This is a genomic window from Altererythrobacter sp. GH1-8 (genome assembly GCF_043702085.1).
Lineage (GTDB): Bacteria > Pseudomonadota > Alphaproteobacteria > Sphingomonadales > Sphingomonadaceae > Erythrobacter.
In genome coordinates this window covers 856,319-876,223 of sequence record NZ_CP171690.1, presented here as the reverse complement: position 1 = coordinate 876,223, position 19,905 = coordinate 856,319, and the positions used below count along the sequence as shown (strand labels likewise).

Here is a 19,905-nt window from a genome sequence, read left to right as displayed (position 1 = left end):
CGGAGGTCTCCTATCCGGAAAGCGCCTGCGCGCCAAGCTCAGGCCAGAAGACGGAGAAGGCAAGATAGGCAAAGACCGGCGGGAAGATCGCCATCGCCAGCATCGTCACCTTGAGGCCTTGCGACAGCGCACCGCCGCGCGCAGCGTTGAAGAAGAGGCCCAGCTGGACCAGCATCAAGACGATGCCCAAGCCCAACGCAAAATTGCCAACTGTCATTAAAGCTTCGCCCCTCGCTCTTTTCGGAGAGACGAGTATGCCCAATCTGCGCCGCTCAGCAAGCGCAGCTTTTGCAATGGTCGTTCAGACGAAGCGCAATGCCGTGACGCCGGGCGCGCCATCAGGGACAGTTGCGCCGGCCCGGGACCAGTCTTGCGCGCCGAGGTTTTCCAGCATTTCATCGGTCAGAGGTGAGCGGAATTCGAGGCCGACATGCTCGCCGCGCCGCCAGGTTGCCTGGACCATATGCGGTCCGGTGTCTGCAAAATAGAGATGAAGGCGCTCGCCCTTACGGATCTGATGGCTCGGGTCGAGCACCTTGCAGCCGCCTTCCGATACATCGGCCAGCACGGTCTCCCACTGGCGGCCGACCGCATTGCGGCACGCCGCAAGCGCTTGCAGCTGTTTGCGGGAAGTCTTGCGAGTTCTCATGGTGAGAGCCGCCTTAACTGTAAATCACCAACAAATTCTTGCCTCTGAACTAGCCGGTGCGGCGCTCTCACCCCTCCCAGATGTAATTGGCATAGAGGATCAGCAGCAGCATGGAGAGGCCGAGCACCAGATGCTTGCGTCCGCCTGACTGATCGCCGGAGCGCAGCAGCACCGCGCCGCGCCATGCATTGAGCAACGCGAGGACGCCGACGAAGACGATCCCGATAATGAAAAGCGTTTCGCGGTTCAATGACTTGCCTCCCATTCGCTTGCGTCGATGCTATCCGGACAGCTTAGAAAAAGAAACAGCCCGGCAAGTCATCTTGCCGAGCTGTTCATATGTTCGATGAGTCAGCGCTGGATTACTGACAGGCGAGGCATTCCTCGTAATCGGTCTGTTCGCCAGAACCTGCCGCAAGCTCGAACTTCGCCGCGTCCTTGGTGTTGTCCGCTTCCACGCCGCCGGCAAAGCCTGCGCGCTGGACGGACTTGGAACGCAGGTAATAGAGCGACTTGATGCCTTTCTCCCACGCCTGGAAGTGCAGCATCATCAGGTCCCACTTGTCGACATCGGCTGGAATGAACAGGTTCAGTGACTGCGCCTGATCGATATAGGGCGCGCGGTCCGCCGCGAATTCAAGCAGCCAGCGCTGGTCGATTTCAAAGCTGGTCTTGAAGGTCGCCTTTTCTTCTGCACTGAGGAAGTCGAGGTGCTGGACCGACCCTCCACGCTCGAGGATCGAGTTCCAGACCTGGGTCGAATCCTTCGACTTTTCGCGCAGTATCTTCTCCAGATAGGGGTTCTTCACGATGAAGCTGCCGGACAGCGTCTTGTGCGTGTAGATGTTGGCCGGGATCGGCTCGATGCAAGCCGAGGTGCCGCCGCAGATGATGCTGATCGACGCGGTCGGCGCGATCGCCATCTTGCAGCTGAAACGCTCCATCGCGCCCATTTCTTCCGCATCCGGGCATGCGCCGCGTTCCTGTGCGAGCAGCATGGAGGCTTCGGAAGCCTTGCCCTGAATGTGTTTGAACATCTTCAGGTTCCAGACCTTGGCCATCGGGCTTTCAAAGCCGATCTTCTTGGACTGGAGGAAGGAGTGGAAGCCCATCACGCCAAGACCGACCGAGCGCTCGCGGCTGGCGGAATATTTCGCGCGCGCCATCTCGTCAGGCGCACGATCGATATAGTCCTGCAGCACGTTGTCGAGGAAGCGCATGACATCTTCGATGAAGGTCTTGTCGGTGCACCACTCGTCCCACTTCTCAAGGTTGAGCGAAGACAGGCAGCATACCGCCGTGCGGTCATTGCCCAGATGATCGATACCGGTCGGCAGGGTGATTTCCGAACACAGGTTGGAGGTCGAAACCTTGAGGCCCAGATCGCGGTGATGCTTGGGCATCATGCGGTTCACTGTGTCAGAGAAGACGATGTAAGGCTCACCCGTTGCAAGGCGGGTTTCAACGAGCTTCTGGAACAGGCTGCGCGCATCGACCGTTCCGCGCACTTCGCCGGTCTTGGGTGATTTAAGGTCGAAGCTGTCGCCCGCGCGCACCGCTTCCATGAACTCGTCCGTGACAAGCACGCCGTGGTGGAGGTTCAGCGCCTTGCGGTTGAAGTCCCCCGAAGGCTTGCGGATTTCGAGGAATTCCTCGATTTCCGGGTGGTCGATGTCGATGTAGCAGGCGGCAGAGCCGCGCCGCAGCGAACCTTGCGAAATGGCGAGGGTCAGCGAGTCCATCACCCGCACGAACGGAATGATACCGCTGGTCTTGCCGTTCAGGCCGACCGGCTCACCAATACCGCGGACATTGCCCCAATAGGTGCCGATACCGCCGCCCTTGGATGCGAGCCACACATTCTCGTTCCAGGTGCCGACGATGCCGTTCAAGCTGTCTTCGACCGAGTTCAGATAGCAGCTGATCGGCAGGCCGCGGCTGGTCCCGCCATTGGAGAGAACCGGCGTTGCCGGCATGAACCAGAGATTGGAGATGTAATCGTAAAGCCGCTGCGCGTGATCCTGATCGTCGGCATAGGCATCAGCCACGCGCGCAAACAGATCCTGATAGCTTTCACCGGGCAGGAGATAGCGATCGGTCAGGGTTTCCTTGCCGAATTCGGTCAGATTGGCATCGCGCTCGCTGTCAGTCTCTATCGTGAAGCGGCGCGGATTGATCTTCTTGCTGTCGACATCTGCTGCGGCTTTCGCAGCTTCAGCCACGGCCCCAGCAAGCGCTTCGCCGGCCTTTTCCGCGATCAGCTCTTCAGAGCCCTTGTCCTGTTTGTCCATTGCCACCGCTTTCGCCGCCTTCTTTGACGTCCGGGTCCTTGCTTCGAGCGCTTCACCTACGCCGCCTGCATTTTCCGTTTCCAGCCCCATTGCCGCATCATCCCCGGTCCTGAATTCCATGTCCTTTTTGCCCCATTCTCAAAAGCTGTTGTCACGCCGCGCGTTTTTCGCGCATGTTCTTGGTGTGTTCGACTCGATGAGGCCAACCCCATCTAGCAAGTTTTGAGCGCCTGCGGGGATTTAGTTTTCCCGCTTTTGCCCACAGTGTGGCCTCGAAATGCTTCCCGCCGACCGACTCTTCCCCCGTCATGAGAGATAGTACCCTCACGGCGAATAACTAGGTCTTGTGGGTATCCCCGAGCCCTCAACCACTAGATACTGAATCAGAGCCGCCGAACGCGCAAGGGGGTTAATATCGAATTTACGCTGCGGTTCGGCTCAAACGCGAGGTGTATTATATTGGTGCAACGCCGCGACGCGTGGGAAATCCTTGGGTTGTCGATCGCGCAAGCCCAAAAATGAATCTGCGAAAAAATTTTTGCGGGCAAAAGCAGGCTAGAGGGGTTGTGAATCAATCGAATCCGCTTGCGCAATTTTCGAATCCAGCGACGCTGCGTGAAGCCCATGCGCAAGACGAGCCGGACTGCCGTGACAGGCCGGCTCGACATGGCCACTGACGCTATCCGCCAGTGATACCGTCAGTCAGTTGGCGCTTCCCTTTCGAGCCGCATTTCCTGCCCGCCCTGGCCGATCACGGCTGTAACCGGCCCGCCCTGTTCGACAACCAGTCGCACTGAGGCATCAACACCCTGTACCTGAAATTCGGTTTCGCTTTGCGGGACAAGGGTGAGGACAGGCTGCGCGTTGAGCTTGGCTGTGAGCGCACCGTCCTGGCCCACCGCGAGCAGCAAAGTGCCGATCTCGCTGGTGTAAGAACCCGCATAGAGCGTGAGCGTTTCCGGGCTAATCACAACTTCCGGTGCGGTTTTAACCGGGCCGATCCATTTGGCCACTTCCGCGGTCGATGCGCCGTTCTGATGCATCTCCATCTGCAGCACGCCTTCCGCATCGCGAGTTATGGCAAACCAGGTCAGGCTGTTTGGACCATAGAAGAAGCGGTCTTCGCCGGCTGGGAAGACTTCGCCTTCACCGCCACCTGTGCGCAGCGTGTAAAGCTTGCCGTCGCGCTCGTAGAATTTGCGGGACTCACCTTCGTTGATTTTATATTCGCCGAGCAGCGCTGCGACCGCTTCGAGATCGAGATTGACCTGCGTGAAGTCCTCGAACGGATCGCCCAGCGCCATGGCCGCGATTTTCGCCATCAGGAAATTGGCTGACACGTCAGGCGAATCGGTGTTGTTGAGCACCGCCACGAAGATGTCGTCTTCGGGCAGGTATGTGCTCGCAGTGTTGAACCCGTTGATCCCGCCGCCATGACCGATACTGGCCCGGCCGCGGAACGTCTCGACATCGAGGCCGAAGCCGTAATTGACAGTGGAGGCATCATTTAGAACCGTCCGCGATATCATCTGCAAGTAGAGCGCATCGCCGAGCACTTCGCCTCCATGCAGCGCGTTACCCCAACTGGAGAGGTCCAGCACATTGCCACGCAGGCCTCCAGCAGCTGCGGGAACGCTCGCATGGATCGGCACCGCCTCCTCGATGGATCCATCGCCTGAGCTGGTGTAGCCAATCGCCATCCCCGGCGTTGTCGCTTCATCGGCAAAGCTGGCGATACTGGAGAGGCCAAGCGGCTGCGAGATCTGTTCGACCACGACCTGATCCCATGACTTGCCCGTTACTGCTTCGATGACAGCGCCGACAAGGATGTAGCCGCTGTTGTTATAGAGATAGCGTTCGCCTGGCGCGAAGTCGGATGGACGATCCTTGAATACTTCGATCATCTCAGCCGTAGTCCAGCTGCGCGCCATGTTGTCGGGGTTCATCCAGCCGGGGATCGAAGTGTAGGACGCGATGCCTGAAGTGTAATTGAGCAGCTGGCATCCACGACAGGGCTGTGCTGGCCAACAGGGTGGCCGGACCAAAGCCATGCAATTTCATTGACTCTCCGTTTTAGTGTATTGCTACACTAATACGATACTGAGAGAGAGTTCAAGCCGCTTTTTGAAGCAGCGCGAGATCAGGCCGCCTGGCGTGCGCCCTCGGCACCGTGAGCATGCTCTGCAATTGCATCGGCGAAGGTGTCGACCAACTCTGTCGGCAGATCATGGCCCCAGCCCGGATAGGTCTTCAGTTTGGCGCCGGGAATAGCCGCGGCAGTCGCCTTTGCAGCCTCGACCTTGATCAGCGGATCGTCCTCGCCATGCAGCACCAGCGTCGGCGTGGTGACAGACTTCAAACGCTCGGTGCGGTCGCCATCGTCGATGATCGCGGCGAGCTGTCGCGGTACGCCTTGCGGATAGACGCTCCGGCGAACATTCTCCCGAACCCGCTGTTCCAAGCGCACGGGATCGGGGCGATAGCCGGGACTACCGATCGCCATTGCAATATGCTTGCCACGTTCGACCAGATATGCCTCATCCATCGACTTGAGTGGGGCGATCAGCGCCTTGGCGGCGGGCTTTTCCGGCTGCGGCAGCTTTCGATTGCCGGTGGTGGACATGATCGAGGTGAGACTCCTTAGCCGCTCACCATGGTGGACCGCCATCAGCTGCGCGATCATCCCGCCCATGCTGGCGCCGACCACATGCACATGCTCGATCTCAAGTGCGTCCAGCACACCCGCTGCATCGGCCGCCATGTCTGACAGCGAATAGGGCACTTTGGGCGGGAAACCCAGGCGCGAAAAGATCAGCTGACGCATGATGCCGGGCGCGCGCGCTCCGTCAAACTTGTGGCTGAGGCCAATGTCGCGATTGTCGAACCGGATCACACGAAAGCCCCGCATCGCCAGCGCTTCGACAAATTCCATCGGCCACAGCGTCATTTGCGCGCCGAGGCCCATGACCAGCAGCATCGGCGGCGCATCTTTCGCCCCATGTTCGTCATAGAAAAGTTCCAGCCCGTTCGCTGTGATATGCGGCATATTTCCCTGCGTTCCTCTGAGGTGCGGTGCGAAAATTGCAGTGCGTTGCTCTTTGCAACCTCTTTGCCATGCCATTGCCCGCATTGCAAAAAATTGCGCTCAAGGGCGCATTCTGCAACTATGTCGCTCGTCTCGAAGAGGGAGAGAGCCTGATGATCGTCCGCACCAGCACAAGCCGAAGAACTTTCGTGATCGGGGCAGGTGCCAGCCTCGCGATACTTGCCTTGGCAAGCCCGGCCCGCGCCGCAGGATTGACGGACTTTTTGGCGATGGCATCGGACAGCGCGCTCGATAAACTCGCACAGCCGGGTGCATTCTATGATGATGAAAGCATCCGCATCAAACTGCCGCTGATCGGCGGGCTGAACCTCGGCGGTGGGGGCCTGCTGGGCGGGCTGTTCGGCAATCGCTCGAGCCTCAACCCGCTCGCCGGCCTCACCCGCACGGTCAACGATGCGGCAGGCGCTGCGGCGGGCGAAGCCAAGCCGATCTTCCGCGAGAGCATCGGCGCCCTGGAGCTGTCCGATGCCCCAGGCATTATTGGCAAGAATGACGGCGGGACGCGGTACCTGCGCGAAAGCTCGGGCCAGACCTTGCAAGGCAAGCTGCGCCCGCTAGTGGATGACGCGATGACCAGCCTTGGCGCATACGGCCAGCTCGATGATCTGGGCGAGCGGTATTCGCTCGTGCGCGATGCCGGGCTGACGAGCGAAAGGCTGGGTGAAAGCGTGACAGAGCAGGCATTGGACGGGATCTTTGCCTATATCGGCAATGAAGAAGCGAAATTCCGCGCCAATCCACTGGGCAAGGCTGGCGGACTGCTTAAGGGGTTGCTGGACTGAGTTAGAAGCTGACTGTCGACGGGCAGCCCAAAAGCACGAAAAACTCCAAGAAGAGCACGTAAAGTGGGCGACGTCGGATATTGTTTGCTCGAATGAACCTCTGTCCAGGTTAGCGCCTGCAACCGCCTCAATTCAGAATACCAAGCAATAGATACTTTAGCTTGCAAGCTCGTACTCATCTGCTCTGGAGAAATGGCAAGACCTCAGAGCTTAAAGCAAGTGCGAACAATGCAGGCATGGCCAAGCAGAGCGTGAGTTGCGCCAGGCTAACAGCTCCGAAGGCCGGGGACGACCAGACTTCAATCGCTGGCCGGGTCAGCTTTGCGGCATGGTCGGCATACAGACACCGTCGAGCGCGAGAACATGGGTAAAGCGTCCCAGCGCCATCCACGAGCCGATCGAGAACGTCAGGTCGACAATCTCGCGATCGCTGAAATGGGCGTGCATCCGGTCCCAGAAATCCTCGTCATCGTCCATCGATTGCGGTGCTTCACCGAGCCGTTCGGCATATTCGATCGCCAGCCGCTCGCGTTCGTTATAGGCACCTGAGGTACGCCAGTTCTGCACTTCGGCGTAGAAGCGTTCGTCCGGCGGAGTGTTGTCGCGCGCCTTCGCAGCCTTCTCGACGCTGCCACCGCTACGCTCGATGTGGCCGGGCAGATCGCGCGCCGCCCGCATGTCACGGCACAGATGGCAACCGTTGATCAATGCAGTGCGCATACGGGCTGCTTCCATTTCGCGCATGGACAGCTGCGAATTCTCGTAAACAGACAGCGAATAGCCCGCCGCCGCCGCGCCGATCTCGGGCGTGTATTCGGCCCAGACATAGGCCAACGGGTCGTGCGCGTACTCTTCGGGAACATGGACGCGGGGCATGATTTTCTCCTATCCTTCGACTTATCATTATACGGTAGGCATTGATCCAAGCAACATTGTGGCCTGGCGGCTTTGGCAAAGCAATGGCGGGTGGTCGGCACGCTTTTGGGTGGAATGCCTGACCAATCTTAAGCGAATTGCGACGTGTGATAGTCGACTGACAACTTAGTCACTTGTGTTGAAAAAAGCAGCCAGTCCGCTAACGACCCACTTGCGGACGTTCGAGTGGTTTTCCAAGTTTCGGACCTAATTTGGCGATTGCTTCTCGTTAGGTATGACCCGCGATCGCCTGTCAGTGTCCAGTCAATAGAGAGCTTTGAGCAACTGACTAAGCCTGTTCCTGCTGTAATTGGCAAACTGCGGACTTTGTAGTCGCAGATATTCGTCTGCTTCCCAGTTCGATAAGTGCACGAGTGCTCCCCGTTCGGAGCCACGCAGCATCGGGTACTGTTCCATCAGTGTTTCAAGCTTGCCTGGTCGAAATTGCGCGTCGTCCAACGCCCTTTGTAAGGCTATCCGGAGTTGCTCGCGCGAATCAGATTTGCTCATTGCCCCGTAGGGCTGGCATGAACCCCAGCCTTGCTCAAGTCCAAGTAGCCCCTTGTCATATTTCAGTCATGTCCGCTGAGCATTCGGCCAACTTTGCGACACTTTGGAAACGCCGGACAGCCGCTGATTGGAGTCACAATCCCGTCATACAATCCATGCATTGCTTCATTGATAATGGGGCAAGAAATGAACGTCGTTCACATTCTTTCGACTGATGTTTCCATCAAGGCTTTTCCGCCGTTCCTCCATGGGAAAGCCGAATTCCGGTTCAGTCATTTATCGCTAGCCGCGACGCCGACTCTGTTCGAAGGACCGGTTTGGATTTTCGTGGATTGGGTTCTGCCAGAAATCTCTGGCCTGGACATGATCCGACGGCTCAGAAATGACCCGCGAACGTCCAGCGCTCATATTACGATGGTGCTTGAACAATGCGACGACGATGACAAGCGTCGCGCGTTGCGTGCCGGAGCGGATGATTATCTCGTCGGACCGGCGCACCGCAAACAAATTCTGGACCGCGTCCTTTCGCTCATGAGCGAGCGAGATGTACCCCTTACCCATCAAGTTCTTGAACGCGGCCCATTGCTGATGGACATCGATGCGTGGAGAACAACCTGGGACGGCAAGAGTGTTCAGCTTACGCCTCATGAATTTCGGCTACTCCGCTTCTTCGTCGAAAATCCAAACCGCGCGCTCAGTCGGTCGGAAGTGATCGAAGCGCTGGGGCGGGACTCCGCAAGCTTCGACGGACGCAATGTCGATGCCTGGGTGCGGCGTCTGCGCGCCGTATTCGAGCGCTCGGATATAAATCTTCCGCTTCGCACTGTCCGTTCGGTTGGCTATGTCTATGACTCATAGCCAACCGAGCGTTGCTCGCTAAAATTCGGTAGAGATCCCGAAAGAGACCGACGTGCCAACACGGTAGCTGTTGATCTCTATCCGGTTCTCCGAATTTGACTGATATTCGAAGTTATCGCGGCCGAAAATGTTTCTTACCTCGAAGTCGATTTCAAACGGACGCCCGAACAGATTGATTGCAGAACGCGCGACAAAATCGATTGTCAGGCCAGGGTCTTCGACTACGTCAGGACGTTGGAAGCCGCGGCTGGTTACGCGCTTGCTCGCATAGTTCAGCAGCAAGGTGAGCTGCTGCAGTTTTTCTGTATCTTCGAGGCCTATCTGCAAGTTGACAAGGTGATCGGACTGCCCCGTCAAAGGAGCGCCGTCAACGAACAACTGGCTCGCTACTGTCACACCTGATCCAGGTATCAGCGTCGTGTCGCCTTCTGCCACTGCGATGTCTGACTGCGTGTACGTGTAATTGCCGATCAGCAATAACCGCTTGGTTTCGAAAAAGCCGCCCCAATCGTAAAGGTCGATCCCACGGACCGCCTCCACTTCGGCGCCATAAAGTGTCGCCTCTGGCGCATTGGCAAAGCTGGTCAGCAGACTACCTGCAGTGGACGTGATGAAGGCCTCGATCGGTTTGTCGATCTTCTTGTAGAAGCCGGCAATGCTTACGCGGTCAGTTCCCCCTGGATAATACTCCGCGCGGCCTTCCAGGTTGGTCAGCTCGCTGTCGACCAAAAACGGGTTGCCGCGAAACGCACGGTTGCTTTCCGGATCGAAATAGAGCTGCTCAACCAATTCACGGAACTGTGGTCGCGCAATTGTCTTGGAGCCAGAGGCCCGCAACTGCAGGCTGTCCGTTGCTTCCCAGGTCACAGTGATGGCCGGGAGGATGTAATCCTCTTCGTTATTGGTCGAAGTCGAGCCAATGATCGGAGTGTTGAAGATTGTCTGATCCAACTCGACAGTCTGCTCCGCGTCTTCAAAACGCGCTCCAAAGTCGATGGTGAGACGGTCAAACGGGTTGACCCGTGCCATCGCATAGGCACCATGAATTGTGAGCGCAGCGTCAAACGCCGGAAACTGACTGGTCTCGTCAAGCTGCACATTAAACCCGGCAAGCGATGCCCCGTTGATGATATCACCCGGTCTCCGCAGGCCAATGAACGGGACCAGGCTGTCCTCCAGCACATCGCCCGATGCCCGCGGAGAATATTCGCGGCGCACCGAATAACGATCAGTGTCGCTATAGGCATATCCTATCGTCGCAGTCAGGAAGTCCGAAAAACGATAACTCGCGTCGATACTGCCGAACCACAATTCCTCCGTGAGGTCATCGAACGAAACCGTCGTCAGCCCAGTGTCGCTCTGGCGGTTGAGATAGACCACGAATTCCGAACCCAACGGGCTGTCGGGGATATTGGTCCGCGTGTAGGAGAACGTGGCATTAAAAGGCGCCTCACGGTCAGTCCGGGCGTAGCCGCCGCGCACGTCCAGCGAGAAGTCACCAAATTCGAACTCGCCCACGAGTTGTGTGTCGATCAGCTGGCGCTCGTACCAAGCGGTGTTCTGGTTTGCGAAATCGAACCCGGTTTCCCCAAGCACGAAATTGGTTCCCTGCGACAGGCGAGCCGTCTTCAGCGTGTCGCGGATGTAGAGATTGGTCCAGCGAATGGTATTCTCACCAAAGTCGAGGCCAAAGCCCAGCAACCCGTTCACCAGGACGTTGTTGTCAGTGATGAAGGTCTTGAAATCTTCTGTAAGTGTCGAGAGATCGGTTGTGGCCTGCTGCGAGCGCACATTGCGGTTGCGCCAGTTGTTTTTGATGCTGGCGGTAGCGAGGACACCAAGAAAGGTCCCATCACCGATCTCGAAGGATGTACCGCCTGTAATTGAACCAGAGAAGTTCGCAGGTAGCGTGTTATCCTTTTGCAGGGTAACCAGGTTCAGCGGGAAAATCTGGCCCGCGATCCCTTCCTGCACTTCGATTGGGGTATCTTCGATGCGCTCTCCGCTGTTCCAGAAGGTCTGGAGGTTCGAAGGGATGTCACGGTTGCCATTGTCAAAGCCAAACGGATCAAGATCCGAACCATAGTAGGTCAGCCCCTCTTCAAACGCAGTAAGCGAATCCCCACCGATGCTGGTGCTCAGTTTGAGGAAGCTTTCTTCCGGCACAGCACGCGTAGTCAGGTTGATTACACCTCCTCCAAATTCGCCGGGATAGTTAGGCGAATAGGTCTTTTGCACAAGTGAACTGGCCACGACGTTGGTCGGGAAAATATCGAGTGGGACAACGCGGCTCAGAGGCTCCGGGCTTGGCAGCGGCAATCCGTTGAGCAGAGCAAGGGAGTAACGATCCCCCAGGCCGCGCACGAATACGCGGCCATCGCCGACAACGGACAGGCCGGTTACGCGCGTCAGGGCACCTGCAATATCGCCTTCACCTGTCCGGGCGATGTCTTCGGACGTAAGGACGCTAAGAACCTGCGATGATCCGCGGGTTACATCGCGCACACGCCGACCTGTAACGATGATAGCTCCGCCCGGAACCGAGATCTCCGGCGCATTTGCTTCATCCTCTTCAATCGGGGCTTCCTCTTCAAGCTCACCGGCAGAGTCAGGAGTTGACTGGTCATCATCTTGGGCAGACGCAACAACCGGGAAAGTGAGCGCTGTGGTCAGCAGGAACAGGCACGCAAGGCGCTTGCCGGTCGACATAATCATGAAACCTTCCTCATTCCGTATTTCGCGCTCCAGCATTGCTGCGCGTGAATGGCAGGAAGGGGCTTTGGCCGATGTCTCGCGCCAAAGCCCCTTCATATTGTTTTCGATCAGTAGACTGGCAGGCTCGTACAGGCGCCAGTGCTGCTGCCAAAGTTGAGCGTCGCAGAATTGCAGGTCCAGTTACGGTACCAGGTGTCGGTACCGCTGGAGACTGCGCCAATGTAGTCGACCTGGTCGAAGAACGAGGATGGCGAAGTAACGAGCGTACTCACATCAAAGGCAGGAACAGTATTGCTGAAGAACAAGTTCGTCAGAGTGATTGCGACCGCCTCGTTATTGTTCGAGCCAGCGTCCCACTGTGCTTTGACGTCTGGAGTTGCGACGCCCGCATCTCCGCGGAACGGCGCAGCACCATCGCAATCAGCAATAATCGAGTTGAAGTCCGGATCAGCGGCCAAGGTGACCGCTTCGTCAATCCGAATACATGTCTCGTTCGCTGTTTCGATGACGCCATTTACAAGTGTCAACTTCGCCCCTCCGCGAGCGCGGACTGCCTGCGAGTTTGCCGTGCTCGCTTCGATGAAGGTGAAATTGCTCATCTGGAACACCGTCCGCGGCAAGGCACGGGTGTCATAGTCTCCGTCTGGCGAGTCCAGTTCAATCAGATTGTCGCCGCCACCGCTTCGCTGCGCACCAATGACATACTGCAGATTGGCTTGCGCACCGGTATCCACATCAAATGAATCATCATCGGCGCCAACCGCGACAACATACTTCATGTTTACTGTGCCGCCGAAGAATTCCATTCCATCGTCTGAGCTGTTGAATGACATGAAGTGGTTGAGCACCGTGCCCGAACCGACCCCGCCAGTCGTTAGCGACTGAAGCTCGTTGCCGGGTGCCAGGCTGAAGCCCGAGTAGCGGATCTGGACATATTCGAGACGGCCAGAGCTGTCGGCAGGGTTGGTGCCACCGAACAGTGTGGTCGTGTTCGTACCTTCCAGTTCCTGTTCGCAATTCGCCTGGTTGAACGCGCCCGATCCGTCGCTGTTCTGACCGTTGTTGTTGAAGACACCGGTACGGCAGTCAGACACTGGAGCACGCCCTAGCAGAACAACTCCGCCCCACTGTCCGATTGAGTTGTCTGTGCTTAGGCCAAGCACATTGTCTCGGCTGGTGAATACAATTGGGCGGTCAGCGGTGCCTGAAGCGATCAGTTGGTTACCGCGATTGGCAACCAGGAATGAGCGGCCCGTGGCGCCATAGACGATGACGCCGGGCTCGATCGTGAGCTCAACCGAAGAGCCTGTGCTGGTGGGACCGCGATCAGTTCCGATATCGACTTGGCCGTTCAGAGAATACAGCAGACCGCTTATATAGGGCAGCGTCGTGTCTGCATCGATCAAGGCGGGCAATTGGCAGATACGATATTCGCCGGTCGGGCCAGTGATCGTGCCCCCATCAGTGAGACCGCCAGTTGCGTTGATGGTCGGGCAGCCAGAAGCCGGAGTGACAGTTCCTCCGCTGCCGCCACCGCCGCCGCCACCGCCGCCGCCGCCAGGGTTGTTGATTATAATGTCACCACTGGTACCCGGCGAGACGATTTCGTCTCCTCCACATGCGGAAAGAGCGAGCGTGCTACAGCAGATAGCAAGTGCAATGCGATTTCTGGTCACGAGTGTGGCCCCCTTCAAAGGCTGAAAATTCTTTCGACGCGAATCGACGCCGAAGTGGGGATTAGGAGCGCTGCGTGACAGTTTGTTTGCAGGAATACGAAGAATGAGGTGACCGTAAAGCGACTGTTATATGACGCTTTTTTGACACATCATCATTTATGACAGATTTGTGACTCTATGACATTTTTATTGCACTTCGGGGCTGCTTGGGGTTTTCTTCCATCAATAAGAAGTCTTGGGAGATGTAGAAATGACGCTCACCTCAGCCCTGCTGGTCGCAATCTTCGCTCAAGGCCCGTCCGTGGCAGTTGAGCAGGTCGATGTGGCTTATGAACAGATGTCGTCTGGCGAAAATGCCGCAGCAATTGTTATGTTGGAATCTAGCCCAGAGCTCGACAGTGATGATCCGTCGCGCTTGATCAATCTGGGGGTCGCCTATGCCAGGGAAGGCAATATCGACGAAGCCAAAGCCTTGTTCAGAGCCGCGCTTTACGCGGAAGATCGCCAATTGGTTGAAACGGCGATTGGCGACTGGGTAGACTCTCGAGTTCTGGCACGGCGCGCGCTGGCGAGGCTGGAGCAAAGTCAGCCGGCATCGTACAAACAAGTCGCGCTCGCAGAATCCGACTAAATGGGTTTGCTTCGTTAGGGCGCAGATCATCCATTATTTCTACGCCTGTCACATGCCTGTAAAAATCCGGTTGCACTCGCCCCGTCATGCGAACACGTGCGATTCTGCGTTTGGGGGCAGCTGCCACCACTTTCTGCCTGACAGCTGCTTTTGCTGACGCGGCTCGCGCCGATGTTATTGAAATCGATAATGGCGATGTGTTCTGGAAATCCGGCGGACCACAGACACGGCCTGTGCACTTGCCTGGACAGGTTGGCGTCGAAACCAATGGAAGCCTGTCAAACGGCGCTACCATTCCGGCAAGATATGTCGATATTGTCGCCGTCCTTTCTCATCGATACGATCTCAGTCCTGCCCTGATAGAGGCGCTGGTCTGGCAAGAAAGCCGCTGGAACCAAGGCGCGGTATCTCCAAAGGGTGCTCGCGGCTTGGCCCAGCTGATGCCGGCGACTGCCCGATACCTGCAGGTCGATCCCGATGATCCTGTCCAGAACCTCGAGGGCGGTGCGCGTTATCTGCGCGAACAGCTCGATCGGTTTGACGGCAATCTCGAATGGGCGCTGGCTGCATATAATGCGGGACCCGGGCGCGTAGAGCGCGCGCGAGGTGTGCCGCGTATTCGAGAGACGCAGGACTATGTCGCGTCCATCATGGCACGCCTTACCCAATTCACTCCGCCAAAAGATCCCGACGTAAGCCCGGCCGATCTCTTCGACCATGAGGAAACAGATTATTATGAAGTCGCTTACTTGCAGCGCTAGCAAAGCCGCTGGCGGCCTTGCTCTGTTCATGATGCATAGCCGAGCGTTTGCGCAGCAAACTGCAGACCCACAAGGGTCCGGGCCAATTGTGTCAGCTCTTGGTTGGTTGCAGGGAACCTTGCTTGGCAATGTGGCCACGGCGATTGCCGTGATGGCCGTCGCAGCGATTGGCTTCATGATGCTGACCGGGCGAATGAATTGGCGCTTTGGCGCGACTGTCATCATCGGCGTTTTTATCCTGTTCGGTGCGGCGACGATCGTGGCTGGCATCCAGAACACGGTTGCCTGATCCTGTGACCGCTCTCGTTCGCCATCCGGTCCATCGTGCGCTGACCAGGCCGCAAATGTTCGCGGGCGTCACTATGAATTTTTTTATCATCAACCTTATGGTGACCACGATTGCGTTCCTGATGCTCAAGAGCTTCTGGATAATCGCAGTGCCGGTCATTGCGCACGTCATTGGCTACTTTGTCAGTCTGCGCGAACCGCGGGTGTTTGACCTCTGGATCACCAAGGTTTCGATGTGCCCGAGGGTGCCGAACTACAGGCGTTGGGGTTGCAACAGTTATGCGCCCTGAGCTGGAAGGTAGAACCTTATGACCAAGTGGATTGGCCCCGCTGCCTGGAGTGCGAAAGAGGCACGTGCAGGAGATCGCCTGCCCTATCTTCACCTGATCGACGACAGCACAGTGCTGCTGCGCGATGGCAGCGTCATGAGCTCAATCCAAGTACCGGGCTTGCTATTCGAGACTGAAGACAGCGATGCTCTCAATGCTCATGCGGCTGCGCGCGAAGTCATGCTGCGCTCAACGCTAGATTCGCGGTTTGTGCTGTACCATCACGTCATCCGCCGACGGGTGGAAGTGGAACTCGAGGCCGAATTCGAGGAGCCGCTGAGCAGGCATATCGACCAACACTGGAAAGAACGCCTCGCGGGCGGCTCGCTGTTCGTGAACGATCAGTTCATCACGCTGATCCGCAGGCCAGCGCGCGGCAAGGCGGGGCTGGCCGAAAGGGCAGCAAAGCTGTGGAATCGCAGATCAGCGGGTCCGACTTTAGCCGATCCCAGAGACGTGCGAGCGCTCAAATCCGCAGTGACCGGGGTAACTGCGTCATTGCAAGCCTACGGAGCAGCAGCGCTTGCCGAGTATACTTCGCCTGAGAGCGGCAAGACAAATTCCGAGATACTGGAGCTCTTGTCTGCGCTCTACAATGGCGAGATGCGCCCCGTCCGGCGACCGTCAGATGACACCGATATTGGATATTTGCTGCCATACAGGCGGACAAGCTTCGGACTCGACGCCATGGAGACACGCGGATCGGGAATGCCAGAATTTTCGGGCATCCTTGGCCTGAAAGAATATCCCGAAGCGACATCGCCGGGTTTGCTTGACGCGCTGTTACGGCTGCCGTTCGAGATGATTGTCACAGAAAGCTATGCTCCTGCCGAACGAACGACCGCAAAAGAGCGGATAGATCTAGCCTTGCGACGCTTGCGTTCGGTGGACGAAGAAGCTGCCGCTGAGCGGGCCGATATGCTGTCTGCCCGAGACGCACTTGGCAATGGCGCAGTGGGATTTGGCGACCATCACCTGACAATCCAGGTACGCGCGAGCACACTTGCCCGCCTCGATGACGCAATGGCTTCATGCTCAGCCGCGTTGGCAGATACTGGTGCCATTGCTGTACGGGAAGATACCAATCTCGAGCCTGCATTTTGGGCGCAGTTCCCCGGCAACGAGAAATATGCCGTGCGCCGAGCTCTGATCTCCAGCGCCAACATGGCAAGTTTCGGCAGTCTGCACGGCTTCGCGCTTGGCGAAGCGAAAGGAAACCATTGGGGCGAAGCGGTCACTCTGCTGCAAACGACCAGTGCAACGCCATTCTTCTTCAACTTTCATCACGGTGATCTGGGCAATTTCTCTATCATTGGTCCATCCGGTTCAGGCAAGACGGTTGTGATGAACTTCCTCGCCGCACAGGCACAGAAGTTCTCGCCGCGCACGATCCTGTTCGACAAGGACCGCGGCGCAGAACTGTTCATTCGCGGGATTGGCGGTCGTTATGACCGCATAGCGCCCGGCGAGCCTACTGGATTCAATCCTTTGGCGTTGCCGGATACCCCGGCCAACCGCGCATTCCTGCGTGATTGGTTTGCTGTTCTGCTGGCCGCCGACGGACCGGAGGAACTGGCGACGATCAACGCCGCCGTTCATGCTGCTTACGCGAACGACCCCTCGCTTCGCAGGCTGCGCCATTTCAGGGAGTTGCTGTCGGGTTCCCGGCGGCCGCAAGCAGGTGATCTTGCCGATCGCCTGTCAGCCTGGATCGGCGGACAAGAAGGGCAGCAGGGCGAACATGGCTGGCTGTTCGATAATGAGCGCGACCTGCTCGACCTGAAAAATCGCGTGCTGGGCTTTGACATGACCGCGCTGCTCGAAAATCCCAAGCTTCGCACGCCGGTGATGATGTATCTGTTCCACCGCATCGACGAACGACTTGACGGTCAGCCGACCATGATCCTGATCGATGAAGGCTGGAAGGCGCTCGACGATGAAGTCTTTGCAGCCCGCATTCGCGACTGGCTGAAAACACTGCGGAAGCGTAACGCTTTGGTCGGTTTCGCAACGCAAAGCGCGCGTGACGCGCTTGACAGCCGCATCTCGACCGCTCTGGTTGAACAGACTGCGACCATGATCTTCATGCCGAACAGCCGCGCTCGGGCCGAGGACTATTGCGACGGCTTCGGCCTGACAGAGCACGAGTTTCACCTGATTAGGTCACTCCCTGCGCATAGCCGCTGCTTCCTAGTGAGGCAGCCCGATGCAAGTGTGGTAGTCCGCCTTGACCTATCAGGCGCGCCTGAAGTCCTGACCATACTTTCCGGTCGTGAAAGCGCGGTCCGTCGTCTGGATCTGTTGCGCGCATCCGTGGGTGACCATCCAGCAGACTGGTATCCGGCCCTGACTGGCCGGGCCTGGCCGGGCGATAACGCTGAAGGCGATCTGGATGATTATCCGATTTGGCAGGCCGCCGAATGAGCACCGCCTGCGATCACGCAATCGACAATCTGAGCGGCGGCGTCGCCGGCGCGCTTACCGCTATTGATTGCATGGCCTCCGAGGTGACATCCGAGACCTTCGGGCGATTGTTCGCACCCGGAGGATCTCTCGGCGCAGTTCTGACAATCCTTCTGACTCTCTATGTCGCTTTCTTCGCGATTGCTTTGCTTCTTGGACGCTCCAGCCTCGACGTGCGGGCCTTGATGCCCCGTATGATCACTTTGGGGCTTGTGCTGACTTTTGCGACTAGCTGGGTGGCCTATCAGAGTGTCGTCTGGAACCTTGCGATTGGCGCGCCTGACTGGCTTGCGGGGCTGCTGCTTGGATCGGAAGGCTCTGCGACACAAAGTTTTGGAGCCAAGCTGGATGTCGTATTTGCCGCTGTGCAGCAAACGACAGCAGGTGACCAGAACTTCTCCACCTTCTCTCCACCGGGTATGATGTGGCTTGGAGCGCTGCTCCTTCTCCTTGGTACGGTTGGACTGCTTGTTACCGCCAAAATCGGCCTCGCGCTCCTCGTCGCTTTAGGCCCGATCTTTGTTGTCATGGCTTTGTTCAATCCGACCCGAGGGCTCTTTGCTGGCTGGCTCAAAGGCGTGGTCATGCTTGCTCTTGTGCCGCTGTTTGCAGTGCTCGGTGGCTCCATCATGCTTGAGCTTGCTGTGCCGGTTCTTGCCGCACTGGCCGCTGTGCCTAATCAGGTTGATCCACAAGCTGCGATGGCGTTCTTCCTGATCGGAGCAGTCCATTGCGCTCTGATGGCAATGGTCCTGAAAGTGGCCAGCGCCATGGTTGCTGGTTGGCAGGTCTTCGGCTTGGCCGCAGTAGACCAGTTGCCCATCCCCAGTGATGCAAGCAGCGGACGGTTGATGGAGCAACGCTTGGCGAGCCAACGCCAAGATAGCCAGGGCCAGAAATTTCAAGGCAGCAGACGGATCGACATCAGTGCCGAGCGAACGCACCGCCCGGCAAACGATACCGATAGCAATTCAGGAACGTCGCGTTCTGCAAGGGCATTTGCAACCGCTTCGGCCGAATCTTCTGCTTCCACCACTGCTTCCTCACCTTCGCGTACGCGCGGCATTGGAAGTCAATTTCGCAGCCCTCGCAAAAGTGCTCAGATCAAACCGGAGATTGCATCATGATCCGCGCTAGCATTGCAGCGCTTTCCCTCGCCAGTCTTGCAGCGCCCGCATTGGCCGATGACCCGCGACTCGTCGAACACGTCTACGACCAGGCACAGATCGTCCGGGTCGACGGCAAGGCGAAAGTGCAGGCTACGATCCGTTTTGCTGATGACGAGCAGATCGAGAACGTGGCGATCGGAGATAGCCAGGCCTGGCAGGTTACTCCAAACAAACGCGCCAATCTGCTGTTTGTGAAACCGCTTCAGGCATCGGCCGCGACGAACATGACTGTGGTGACAAGCCAGCGGACCTATTTGTTCGATCTGGTGGCCAGCCCCCGCAGCAAACCGGTTTATGTCGTCAGTTTCTCCTATCCCGAAGAAGAAGCCGCTGTGGCGCATTTATCCCCGCCGATTTCGCAACCCGACGCCTCGCCAGAGGAACTCGCTGCTGCAAGCGACCCCTACGCAGTGATCGATCCAACGGCTCTCAATTTTGCATGGGATACAAGTGGAGACGAATCTCTGCTCCCTACTCGCGCATATGATGATGGAGAGGCGACCTTCCTGATGTGGACAGAAGGCGCAGCAGTGCCAGCAATCCTGATCGTTGATCAGGATGGAACCGAAGGGCCTGTCAATTTCACCGTACGCGGCGACACAGTGGTAGTTGAAGGTGTGCCTGCAAAAATCATTCTGCGGTCTGGAAAAGAGCGGGCAATGCTGATCCATCAAGGCCCTCGAAAGCCCTTTCAAGCGGCCAAACCGCAGGCAGCACTGGCTCAATTGTTGCAGTCAGGACAGGAGGCTGAATGATGCGTCT

Annotated in this window: 19 protein-coding genes; 9 read left to right on the top strand and 10 right to left on the bottom strand. The window is 57.6% G+C overall.

The window, feature by feature from the left end; genetic code table 11:
* Positions 1–10: 10 nt before the first annotated feature.
* The 6 genes from ACG9DO_RS04265 to ACG9DO_RS04240 all read right to left on the bottom strand — a co-directional run bounded on the left by ACG9DO_RS04265 (position 11) and on the right by ACG9DO_RS04240 (position 5,986).
* Positions 11–217, bottom strand: a complete 207-nt coding sequence (locus tag ACG9DO_RS04265) for a hypothetical protein (RefSeq protein ID WP_394730486.1) — start codon at positions 215–217, stop codon at positions 11–13.
* Between the two features lie 84 nt (positions 218–301).
* Positions 302–649, bottom strand: coding sequence for a PilZ domain-containing protein (locus ACG9DO_RS04260; RefSeq protein ID WP_394730485.1), 348 nt, complete (start codon positions 647–649; stop codon positions 302–304).
* A gap of 67 nt (positions 650–716) precedes the next feature.
* Entirely contained in the window at positions 717–899 is a 183-nt protein-coding gene (locus ACG9DO_RS04255; protein WP_394730484.1) for a hypothetical protein, read from the bottom strand.
* 112 nt (positions 900–1,011) lie between these two features.
* Positions 1,012–3,060, bottom strand: a complete 2,049-nt coding sequence (locus ACG9DO_RS04250) for a ribonucleoside-diphosphate reductase subunit alpha (protein ID WP_394730483.1) — start codon at positions 3,058–3,060, stop codon at positions 1,012–1,014.
* 578 nt (positions 3,061–3,638) lie between these two features.
* Positions 3,639–4,991, bottom strand: a complete 1,353-nt coding sequence (locus tag ACG9DO_RS04245; RefSeq protein ID WP_394730482.1) for a serine hydrolase domain-containing protein — start codon at positions 4,989–4,991, stop codon at positions 3,639–3,641.
* 89 nt (positions 4,992–5,080) lie between these two features.
* Positions 5,081–5,986 carry an alpha/beta fold hydrolase gene (locus tag ACG9DO_RS04240; protein WP_394730481.1) on the bottom strand — a complete coding sequence of 302 codons (906 nt, stop codon included), beginning with the start codon at positions 5,984–5,986 and terminating at the stop codon, positions 5,081–5,083.
* 68 nt (positions 5,987–6,054) lie between these two features.
* On the opposite strand from ACG9DO_RS04240, the gene ACG9DO_RS04235 reads away from it, so the two are divergent.
* Positions 6,055–6,828 carry a DUF4197 family protein gene (locus tag ACG9DO_RS04235; RefSeq protein ID WP_394730480.1) on the top strand — a complete coding sequence of 258 codons (774 nt, stop codon included), beginning with the start codon at positions 6,055–6,057 and terminating at the stop codon, positions 6,826–6,828.
* Positions 6,829–7,143: 315 nt separating this feature from the next.
* Here the strand turns inward: ACG9DO_RS04235 and ACG9DO_RS04230 are convergent, their stop codons facing one another.
* Together ACG9DO_RS04230 and ACG9DO_RS04225 are read right to left on the bottom strand one after the other, a co-directional pair.
* The gene (locus ACG9DO_RS04230) at positions 7,144–7,704 is read right to left on the bottom strand and encodes a carboxymuconolactone decarboxylase family protein (RefSeq protein WP_394730479.1); all 561 of its coding nucleotides are present in this window, start codon (positions 7,702–7,704) and stop codon (positions 7,144–7,146) included.
* A gap of 303 nt (positions 7,705–8,007) precedes the next feature.
* On the bottom strand, positions 8,008–8,253 hold the full coding sequence (locus tag ACG9DO_RS04225) for a hypothetical protein (RefSeq protein WP_394730478.1): 246 nt from the start codon (positions 8,251–8,253) through the stop codon (positions 8,008–8,010).
* A gap of 186 nt (positions 8,254–8,439) precedes the next feature.
* Here ACG9DO_RS04225 and ACG9DO_RS04220 point away from each other — a divergent pair, with 186 nt between their 5' ends.
* Positions 8,440–9,111, top strand: coding sequence for a response regulator transcription factor (locus ACG9DO_RS04220; protein WP_394730477.1), 672 nt, complete (start codon positions 8,440–8,442; stop codon positions 9,109–9,111).
* Positions 9,112–9,129: 18 nt separating this feature from the next.
* On the opposite strand, the gene ACG9DO_RS04215 is transcribed toward ACG9DO_RS04220, so the two are convergent.
* Together ACG9DO_RS04215 and ACG9DO_RS04210 are read right to left on the bottom strand one after the other, a co-directional pair.
* Positions 9,130–11,820, bottom strand: coding sequence for a TonB-dependent receptor domain-containing protein (locus ACG9DO_RS04215; RefSeq protein ID WP_394731193.1), 2,691 nt, complete (start codon positions 11,818–11,820; stop codon positions 9,130–9,132).
* A 113-nt stretch (positions 11,821–11,933) separates the two neighbouring features.
* Positions 11,934–13,502, bottom strand: coding sequence for a hypothetical protein (locus ACG9DO_RS04210; protein WP_394730476.1), 1,569 nt, complete (start codon positions 13,500–13,502; stop codon positions 11,934–11,936).
* Between the two features lie 250 nt (positions 13,503–13,752).
* Here ACG9DO_RS04210 and ACG9DO_RS04205 point away from each other — a divergent pair, with 250 nt between their 5' ends.
* From ACG9DO_RS04205 to ACG9DO_RS04175, 7 genes are all read left to right on the top strand, one after another.
* Entirely contained in the window at positions 13,753–14,133 is a 381-nt protein-coding gene (locus ACG9DO_RS04205; RefSeq protein WP_394730475.1) for a hypothetical protein, read from the top strand.
* Positions 14,134–14,219: 86 nt separating this feature from the next.
* Positions 14,220–14,894, top strand: a complete 675-nt coding sequence (locus ACG9DO_RS04200) for a lytic transglycosylase domain-containing protein (protein WP_394730474.1) — start codon at positions 14,220–14,222, stop codon at positions 14,892–14,894.
* A 28-nt stretch (positions 14,895–14,922) separates the two neighbouring features.
* Complete coding sequence (locus ACG9DO_RS04195) at positions 14,923–15,183, top strand: TrbC/VirB2 family protein (RefSeq protein WP_394731191.1); 261 nt, start codon at positions 14,923–14,925, stop codon at positions 15,181–15,183.
* A 4-nt stretch (positions 15,184–15,187) separates the two neighbouring features.
* A complete protein-coding gene (locus ACG9DO_RS04190) occupies positions 15,188–15,472 on the top strand; it encodes a type IV secretion system protein VirB3 (protein ID WP_394730473.1) in 285 nt (94 codons plus the stop codon).
* 18 nt (positions 15,473–15,490) lie between these two features.
* On the top strand, positions 15,491–17,935 hold the full coding sequence (locus ACG9DO_RS04185; RefSeq protein WP_394730472.1) for a VirB4 family type IV secretion/conjugal transfer ATPase: 2,445 nt from the start codon (positions 15,491–15,493) through the stop codon (positions 17,933–17,935).
* Positions 17,932–19,101, top strand: coding sequence for a type IV secretion system protein (locus tag ACG9DO_RS04180; RefSeq protein WP_394730471.1), 1,170 nt, complete (start codon positions 17,932–17,934; stop codon positions 19,099–19,101). Before ACG9DO_RS04185 ends, ACG9DO_RS04180 begins: the two co-directional genes overlap by 4 nt.
* Positions 19,098–19,898, top strand: coding sequence for a TrbG/VirB9 family P-type conjugative transfer protein (locus tag ACG9DO_RS04175; protein WP_394730470.1), 801 nt, complete (start codon positions 19,098–19,100; stop codon positions 19,896–19,898). Before ACG9DO_RS04180 ends, ACG9DO_RS04175 begins: the two co-directional genes overlap by 4 nt.
* The last annotated feature ends 7 nt before the right edge of the window (positions 19,899–19,905 follow it).